This window comes from uncultured Faecalicoccus sp., assembly GCF_944325745.1.
In the GTDB taxonomy this organism is placed as follows: Bacteria; Bacillota_I; Bacilli_A; order Erysipelotrichales; family Erysipelotrichaceae; genus Faecalicoccus.
On sequence record NZ_CALVBG010000053.1, the window covers coordinates 1 to 8,018 of the forward strand.

Below are 8,018 nucleotides of genomic sequence, written 5' to 3' on the forward strand. Positions count from 1 at the left end.
TCTTTAGCGCCTTTTTTCTTCAACATTTCAATACCCGATACCAAGGTTCCTGCGGTATCGACCATGTCATCGATCAGAATAGCGGTCTTGCCTTCTACGTCCCCTAACAAGTTCATGGCGACGGCCACGTTGGGTTTCGGACGACGTTTGTCGATGATGGCCACCGGAGCGCCTAAGATATCGGCCAAGTTACGCGCACGCACGGTTCCTCCGTGGTCCGGGCTCACGACAACCGGATCTACGATGTCGGCTTTATGTTTGAAATAATCACCGATCAGGCCCATGCTTGTGATGTCATCGGCCGGGATATCAAAGAATCCCTGGATCTGGTTGGCGTGCAGGTCTACGGTCACGACGCGGCTGGCACCGGCTTTTTCTAATAAGCTGGCCACTAATTTAGCTGTGATCGGCTGACGCGGTTTCGCCTTGCGATCTTGTCTGGCATATCCGAAATAAGGAATCACGCAGTTGATGCTGGCGGCGGAGGCGCGCTTGCAGGCATCGATCCCAATCAAGATCTCCATCAAGTTGTCATTGACCGGACGGTTCGTACTCTGGATGAAGTAAACGTGTTTTCCTCGAACACTCTCTCCCAGTTCAAAAAGAATTTCGCCGTCCGCAAAATGATTCGTCTTGCATTTGCCGAGCGGCATTTCTAATTCGTCACAAATTTTCTGAGCCAATTCCTGGCTGGATGATAAACCAAATACGATTGTGTTTTCCATGATTGTTCCTTCCCTTTCTCTACAGTCGCTTTTGTACTTCCTTAAAACTAGATCGTCGGTTATCCCGAATGGATAAACGCCATCGGTCCTACTTTTTCCTGACTTTTGACGCTTGTACCGACCACCTTACTGGAATCAATCACAGCACCTTCTCCTATGATCGCATCCTCTATGGTGGAACCCGGCAAGATCGTGACATAGTCGTGAATAACGGATTTTCCTAAGATCTCTACATTGGGCCCGATCAGAACATCGTGTCCGATCTGAACATCTTTGCCGATCACGGTTCTTTGCGGATCGACGATCTGGACTCCTTTTTTCATCCACTCTAAATTGATCTTGTCGCGCATCCAGGTATATGCTTTGTATAATTCTACACAGTCATTGATGCCCATGACTTCATCACGATCCTCAATGACCATTCCATTGACTTTCTTGTGGTGGGCAGCCAAGATCTTGACCATGTCCGTCAAGTAATATTCCTTTTGGGCATTGTTTGGCTGCAGCTCATGAAGATGAGCAAACAAATCTTCATTTTTGAAACAATACATCCCGGCATTGATCTCTTTGACCTTTAACTGTTCCGGTGTGCAGTCTTTAGCTTCCACGATTGCCTGGACCTGCCCGGTTTCATCGCGAATGATGCGGCCATAGTGAGCCCCGTCATCCAAGACGGACGTCAACAAGGTCAAGGAAGCATCCTGGTTGGCCTGAAAGAGCTTCTCTAATGTCGCCGGCTGGATACATGGCCCATCCCCGTTGATGACCAAGGTATCGCCTTTGGCATCTTTGAGCTGTTGACACTGCATCACGGCATGTCCTGTTCCTAATTGCGGCTCCTGCAAGGCAAACTCACAATCGGGGAACGCTTCCTGGATCGTTTGGGCTTGATAGCCGACCACGATCACGATTCGTTCGACCTGTACCGCTCGCAAGGCATCGATGATATATCCTAACATCGGCCGATCGATAATTGAATGCATCACTTTGCTTTGGGTAGACTTCATCCGTGTCCCTTTTCCCGCTGCCATTACGATGGCATTCCGCATGCGATCACCGTCCTTTACCATTCTTTAACTGTTCACTTCTAACATCTTAACAAAATTTCTGGATTTATTAAAGAAAGAAAAAGGGTTTTTCAACCCTTATTCTAAACCATCGATCTGAGTCTGGATATGAGCGATCTGAGAATTGATTTCATCGACCGCACTTTGTGCCTGATCCACTGCACTTTTCGCCTGGCTGACTGCCTGGGCTGCACTATCCAGCTGACTTTGCGATACGGCTGGTGAATTGTTCACTTCTCTTTGTGCCTGCTCAAGAGCATCATTCAGAGAAGACCATTCTCCATAAATATCATTTAATTCAACCAGCTCTTCGTCTGTGATCGTTCCCTCGGTTTGTTTCTGTAGAAGCTCTTGGCGACGTGATTCACACGCATCGACAGCAGCCTGGGCACTTTCTAAGTTTGCCTGGGCATTCGCGGCATTTTGCGATTGTTCCACTAAGGCATCATATTCCGATTGACGAGTCGTCAATGTGCTCTTGGCCGAATCCAAAGTAGACTGGGCGCTGCTGAGCTGCGTCTGTAAGGTCGAGAGCTTCGCACGCAGTTCCGCAATCTCAGTGTTGTTGTTGGAAGAGTCTTTCTTTTCATCCGACTTGGCACGTGCCAACAATTCATCAAAAGTATAGCCCGAACGGCTCTTCAGCAGATCATCGATCTCTTCTTTTTGCTTATCGCTGAGACGGTTGTAGTAATTTTCCATATCTTCAATGCCGGTAAAATCATCATCCACCGTATCCAGCCAGTCCTTGATGCGCTCGTAAGCCACCTTCTGACGATCGTTTTCGACTTCTTCTGTTTTTTCGCCAATACCATTCAATAAAACATAGGCACCGGTCCCAATCACTGCCACGACCAAAAGCGATACCAAGACGGCTAAAACGATCTTCACGGTTTTATCGCTCTTTTTGCGCATCGTGGCCGTCGGCTTTTTTGGATGTCCTTTGACTTCTCTTCTCAGCTTCGGAGCTTGTTCTTGTTCCAGCAGCGATTGGATCTCATCGTCATTGATCACCACGGTCTTATTCGTCGGTTCTTCTTGTTCTTCAATCTGATCCGGATCAAACATCACCGTCTCGCCTGCCTCTGGTTCGGGTTGTTGAGGACGAGGGGGACGCAATACCACGGTATCGTTGGTCGATGGGATCTCTGTTTCCTGCGGATCCTCTGGATCGATCATATTAACTTGTTGCGTATACTTATCTTGACGACGCTTTTTGGCCGCAAAGCCTTCCATTTTCTCTTCCAAGGCTCCATCGGCTTCAAAAGAATCTAATAATTTTGAAATTTCATCGTTTTCTTTTCTTCCTGCCATATTTGTCTATCTCCTCGGCATCATTCTACCAAAAGGAACTCTTTTTTTCTATACCCATTGATGCATGAGTCTGCAGCCATTGAGGATGGGCAGCGACCACAAAAACACATTGAGGATCCAAAAGCTGACAAGCCGCCTCCAGACTGGATCCAGTCGTACATACGTCATCCACCAGCAAGATTTTCTTTTTTGATAAAGGATACAGCTCTTTTCGTTTTAAGATCGTATGGATCTGTTTTCGACTCGCTTTAGATTGCGCGCTTTGTTTGACGGGTCTTGTCTTGTACAAAGGCGAAAGGACTTCGATCCCATAAGGCTTGAACATCTCGATCAAGGGTTCAAACCCGCGATGCAGACGATGTTTGTCACTGGAACATAAGCCGCAGACTTGATAAGATCTCATCTTTTTTAAATGATCCCGGATCCTTTCTAAAAAGATGGGGGCCAGTACGATATCTCTTTGTTCTTTATAGCGAAAGAAGAGTCGTTCTAAAAAGTCATTGTATTCATATAAGACGTGCCATTCTCGATCGTGGATTCGAAAGATCTTCTGCACAGGTTTGAACTGGTTTTGACAGGCGGTGCAGATCGTTCGATGTTGAAAGAGAAGATCTTCCAATGAACGGATCTCATCTAGCGACTCGTTACAGATGAGGCAGAATCGTTCATCCACTTTAAGAGCTCGATACATTCGCGGACCGATTGATTCGCATATTGACATAGGCAAACTCCTTTCCCGGTCGGATCTTCAAATGTTCTTCCGATGCGGCCAAAGATCTGGATCAGACTGGCTGTCGTAAACACGATATGCTGCGCCTGATAAACGGCCACCTGCACACTGCCGATCGTGATGCCTCGTTCCAATAAAGTGGTACACACAAGAACATCATAATGTTTTTGACGAAAAGCTTCCAAGATCTGATCTTTATCCGACGTAGCAGAATGGATACCGATGGCCTTACAAACCAGGCGCAAGATCCAAGCCATCCAGAAACAGTCTTGTCGGCGGGGCACAAAGACCAGAACTTGTTTGTGCTCCTTTTGGCAGCGGGCACAAAAAGCCAGCAGATAGAGAACTTGTCCCCAAGGCTCTCTTTGAATGACCTTGGGGATCACCAAGGGATGTTTGTGGGGTCTTTCAAAGAGTTGAACGACTTCCATTTTTCCGGCTTCGATCTCTGCCAGGATCTGAGCCGAAGGCGTAGCACTCAAATAAAGCTTTTGCCCGATACACGAAAGATCCACAATGGCTTCCAATAAGGTGTTGCCGGCATACGGAAAGGCATCGACTTCATCCAGGATCAGCAGATCAAATCCATAAGGATAGCGATAGAGCTGATGCATCGTACAAACGATCAGATCCGCATCCGTCACCCGGGTATAATCTTGGGCCACCTCCACAACGCTTAACTCGGGAAAGGCTTTTCGTAAACGCTGGGCAATCTCTAAGACCACCTGACGGCGACTGATCGCAAAAGCCACTTTCTTCCCTTGGGATAAATAATAAGAAATGCTGGCGAAGGTAATCTCGGTCTTGCCGGCTCCTGTTGCGGCATAGACAAAAACATCTCTTCCTTGTTTTAGATAATTCAACGTTTTTGTCGAACATTCTTTCTGTTTTTCTGTCAGTTCATATCTAAGCTTTGGTTTTCCTTTCCATATTCGATGCGATAAATGACATGGTTCAATGGTATCGCCAACTTGCACTCGGGAAAAGACGATGCATTTGCGGCAGTAATACACACCCTTGTCATAGGCAAAGAAGTTCGGATCTTCATTTTGGCAGCGAGGACATTTCATATTTCTAAATACGACAAAAAAGCTGATTCGTGACAGCTTCATACGATTATCCATTATAGAACCTCTTGGTGAATGATACACTTTGAAATAGAAGCAGAGGATTGCATTATGAACAAAAAGATTGCCTATTGCGGATTGAATTGCCAAACCTGTGATGCATACTTGGCAACCATCCACAACGATCAAAAGCTAAAGGAAGCCACCGCAAAAAAAATGGGCCCGGCTCAACCAGGCTCCTATTTTGCCGGAACACATTCACTGTGAAGGCTGCCGTATGCCCGGAGCGAAAACAATATTCTGTGAAACGATGTGTGAAATCCGAAAATGCGCCATAAAAAAAGAAGTCTCCACCTGTGGACACTGTTCCAACTTAGAGACTTGTCGAACCATAGAAAGCATTCTGAAACATAATCCATCCATAATAAACAATTTAAAACAATAAGATGCATCGGTTCACAGCTTCTCTTGAATCCAATCCACGATCTGTTCCAGCAAAGCATACAGCGTGGCATAGTTTCCCGTCTTGGCTAAAAAGGTATGGTCCGCATGTTCAATGATACATAAATCGGTCGATCGATCTTTTCGTTGTTGCACAAAATCATAACTGTTGGCTGGATCTATGGTAGGATCTTTTGCGCCTACACAGACCAATATCGGATTCTTATAATGATCAATTGTATCATTTTGTATGGACAGATCTTTTAAAAATGCAGAAAACACCAATTCTACACGCCCATCACTGGTGGACATGATGGTATACCCTTGCGATTGGATTTCCTTTTCTTTTTCAACGGGCAAAGAAAATGCCCCTGGTTGATTTATTTTTAAAGCCCCATTCAGTGTAATGATACAAAAGCTGGGAAGATCTGCGCATAAGATGGCTATACGCCCTCCTAAGCTATGCCCTAATAATCCGATTCGGTCGGATAGAATATTTGGGTCATTTTGAAGCCACGCGAATGTCGCATGTGTTTCCTTGATACACATATCAACTCCATACATTTGGCGGGAGGCACGATTTTCTCCCATACTGCAGAAATCAATACGTGCACTGGCTATCCCGTGTTCAGCCAAGTACTGCGCACTCTTTTGAAGCAAATGCCCATCGCCTTCTTTGTAGGACAAGAATCCATGCAGACAAAGCATACAAGGATAAGGACCCAAAGTATCCGGATAGGTGAGAATCATTGGAAGTTCATGATCCTCACAAGGAATAAACAATCTTTTTTCCATGGACTTTTCCTCCTTAGTCGATCAGCCGAAACTGCCGCAAGGTCCAAGCGATGCTGTCTTGATCGCTTGGACCACAAATAAAATCCGCATAGGCAAACAAATCAGGATCGCTGTTTTCCATGGCAACTCCAATTGTTGCTTCTTGGATCATTTCTTTATCATTTAAAGAGTCTCCAAAGGCCATATAAGGGGCCTGTTCCATATGCCAATATTTTAACAGAGATTCAATTCCTTTGACTTTACTTACTCCTTCTTTGATCAAATCGACAATGCAGCCGGATGATTTTTGCGTTTTAACAGTTGGAATTTGTAAGAAATCAGAGTAGTCATAGTCATACCCTTTAAATAAAGAAATCATATCAACAACATCCTCTGGATCCCAATCTCGAATCTCGTTTGGAATCTGTACATGAAAATGTTCTAGAACACGCATAGCTTCTGGATCTTTTTGGGTTAAAAATGCAGAGCTTCCATTGACATACAAACACAGATTTTTTTCTTTGGCAATGGAGAAGATCTGTTTCAATTCCGCATTCGAAAAACCGTTTTTTTCAATCAATTGAATCTGTTCATCATAGACGGTATTCCCTGCACTTCCAATAAACCCGTCCCATTGTACACCATCAAAAATCGAAAGTTCCTGTGCCATTCGCAAAGGTCGTCCAGAACACAGGGCAATTTTATACCCTCTTTCTTTTAATTTTCGCATGGCTTTCATCGTCGAAGGAAGAACTTTGTCTTTTTCATGATCGTAATACGTTCCATCAATATCTAAAAATACGGCTTGAATCTGTTCTTTGATCTTTTTTTTCATTGTTGCTCAACCTCTTTTGTCTTAAACATTATAATGTTTTGGCCGAATAAAAGAAAGTCAAACTCAGATACTTATATTGAGTTCATCAAAGAAAAAAAAACACAATACACGGATTTTTATCCAAATATTGCGTTTTTTATTCAAACAGTTTGACGAATCAAAATTATCCACTTCTTGTTACTGGGTTTGAAAAATCTTAGATTTTTGAATGCGCTCAGCAGCCTCCTTGATCTTATCCGCATCTTGAACCAAGGCAATTCGAATATATCGCGATCCTTGTTTACCAAACGATTGTCCTGGAGTCACAACGATCCCGGTCTTCTCTAAAAGATCCGTGACAAAGGCCAAAGAATCAGGATAGTGATCCGGGATCCTTGCCCATGCGAACATCGTAGCTGGACTTTTGGGAATCTCCCATCCGACCTTTTTAAATTCTTCACAGATCAGATCGCGCCGGTCCTGATATGCCTGACAAGTAGAATGGATCGATTGGCCGCCGTGGCGTAAAGCTTCAATACCGGCATATTGTACAGGCAAAAAGATTCCATAATCCATATTGGATTTTAAAGTGTTATAAACTTTGATGATTTCACGATTTCCCACACAGACCCCAAGTCGTGCCCCGGCCATCCCAAAGGTCTTAGAAAAAGAATTCAATTCGATCCCGATTTCTTTCGCGCCTTCAAAAGACAAAAAGCTCTTTCCTATCTTGCCATCAAAGACCAGTTCGCTATAAGCGTTGTCATGCAATACGATGATGTCGTATTTTTTCGCAAAAGCGATCAGATCTTCGTAAAAGGAATCGGGGGCAATCGCACAAGTCGGATTGTTGGGATAGGAGACGATCATCATCTTGGCCTTTTTGGCAATTTCCGGATCGATCGCATCAAAGTCGATCAGATAATCATTTTCCTCCAACAGCGGCATATATTCTACACTGGCATTGGCAATCTTAGGGCCGTCATTGAAGATCGGATAGTAAGGATCTGGCACCAGAACGATGTCTCCGGCATCGCAAGTAGCCAAAAACAAAGTGCTTAAAGCTTCCTGGGACCCTTGAAGACA

10 protein-coding genes are annotated in these 8,018 nt (G+C 44.6%); 2 read left to right on the forward strand and 8 right to left on the reverse strand.

The window, feature by feature from the left end:
• From Q0J48_RS05675 to Q0J48_RS05695, 5 genes are all read right to left on the reverse strand, one after another.
• Window positions 1–725: ribose-phosphate pyrophosphokinase (locus Q0J48_RS05675; protein ID WP_296242419.1), on the reverse strand; the 725-nt coding region annotated here is incomplete at its 3' end.
• Between the two features lie 59 nt (window positions 726–784).
• A complete protein-coding gene (locus Q0J48_RS05680; RefSeq protein WP_296242421.1) occupies window positions 785–1,774 on the reverse strand; it encodes an NTP transferase domain-containing protein in 990 nt (329 codons plus the stop codon).
• Between the two features lie 96 nt (window positions 1,775–1,870).
• The gene (locus Q0J48_RS05685; RefSeq protein WP_296242422.1) at window positions 1,871–3,106 is read right to left on the reverse strand and encodes a hypothetical protein; all 1,236 of its coding nucleotides are present in this window, start codon (window positions 3,104–3,106) and stop codon (window positions 1,871–1,873) included.
• Between the two features lie 25 nt (window positions 3,107–3,131).
• Window positions 3,132–3,797: a ComF family protein gene (locus Q0J48_RS05690; protein ID WP_296242423.1), complete on the reverse strand. Its 666-nt coding sequence runs from the start codon at window positions 3,795–3,797 to the stop codon at window positions 3,132–3,134.
• Entirely contained in the window at window positions 3,740–4,960 is a 1,221-nt protein-coding gene (locus tag Q0J48_RS05695) for a DEAD/DEAH box helicase (RefSeq protein ID WP_296242425.1), read from the reverse strand. Before Q0J48_RS05695 ends, Q0J48_RS05690 begins: the two co-directional genes overlap by 58 nt.
• 54 nt (window positions 4,961–5,014) lie before the next feature.
• Here Q0J48_RS05695 and Q0J48_RS05700 point away from each other — a divergent pair, with 54 nt between their 5' ends.
• Both Q0J48_RS05700 and Q0J48_RS05705 read left to right on the forward strand, forming a co-directional pair.
• A complete protein-coding gene (locus tag Q0J48_RS05700; protein WP_296242427.1) occupies window positions 5,015–5,170 on the forward strand; it encodes a DUF3795 domain-containing protein in 156 nt (51 codons plus the stop codon).
• 10 nt (window positions 5,171–5,180) lie between these two features.
• Window positions 5,181–5,348 (forward strand): DUF3795 domain-containing protein, encoded by a 168-nt coding sequence (locus Q0J48_RS05705; RefSeq protein WP_239461065.1) that lies wholly within the window; start codon window positions 5,181–5,183, stop codon window positions 5,346–5,348.
• Between the two features lie 11 nt (window positions 5,349–5,359).
• Here Q0J48_RS05705 and Q0J48_RS05710 read toward each other — a convergent pair whose 3' ends face one another.
• The 3 genes from Q0J48_RS05710 to Q0J48_RS05720 form a co-directional block, all read right to left on the reverse strand.
• Window positions 5,360–6,139: a S9 family peptidase gene (locus Q0J48_RS05710; protein WP_296242428.1), complete on the reverse strand. Its 780-nt coding sequence runs from the start codon at window positions 6,137–6,139 to the stop codon at window positions 5,360–5,362.
• A 13-nt stretch (window positions 6,140–6,152) separates the two neighbouring features.
• Window positions 6,153–6,953, reverse strand: coding sequence for a Cof-type HAD-IIB family hydrolase (locus Q0J48_RS05715; RefSeq protein ID WP_296242430.1), 801 nt, complete (start codon window positions 6,951–6,953; stop codon window positions 6,153–6,155).
• A gap of 177 nt (window positions 6,954–7,130) precedes the next feature.
• The coding region (locus Q0J48_RS05720) for an aminotransferase class I/II-fold pyridoxal phosphate-dependent enzyme (RefSeq protein ID WP_296242432.1) at window positions 7,131–8,018 on the reverse strand (888 nt) is incomplete at its 5' end.

What these genes read in the sequence shown, in the direction of transcription:
- Q0J48_RS05680 (WP_296242421.1), bottom strand. Translation starts at nt 1,774, where the DNA reads ATGCGGAATGCCATCGTAATGGCAGCGGGAAAAGGGACACGGATGAAG.
- Q0J48_RS05710 (WP_296242428.1), bottom strand. Translation starts at nt 6,139, where the DNA reads ATGGAAAAAAGATTGTTTATTCCTTGTGAGGATCATGAACTTCCAATG.
- Q0J48_RS05685 (WP_296242422.1), bottom strand. Translation starts at nt 3,106, where the DNA reads ATGGCAGGAAGAAAAGAAAACGATGAAATTTCAAAATTATTAGATTCT.
- Q0J48_RS05700 (WP_296242427.1), top strand. Translation starts at nt 5,015, where the DNA reads ATGAACAAAAAGATTGCCTATTGCGGATTGAATTGCCAAACCTGTGAT.
- Q0J48_RS05695 (WP_296242425.1), bottom strand. Translation starts at nt 4,960, where the DNA reads ATGGATAATCGTATGAAGCTGTCACGAATCAGCTTTTTTGTCGTATTT.
- Q0J48_RS05690 (WP_296242423.1), bottom strand. Translation starts at nt 3,797, where the DNA reads ATGTATCGAGCTCTTAAAGTGGATGAACGATTCTGCCTCATCTGTAAC.
- Q0J48_RS05705 (WP_239461065.1), top strand. Translation starts at nt 5,181, where the DNA reads ATGCCCGGAGCGAAAACAATATTCTGTGAAACGATGTGTGAAATCCGA.
- Q0J48_RS05715 (WP_296242430.1), bottom strand. Translation starts at nt 6,953, where the DNA reads ATGAAAAAAAAGATCAAAGAACAGATTCAAGCCGTATTTTTAGATATT.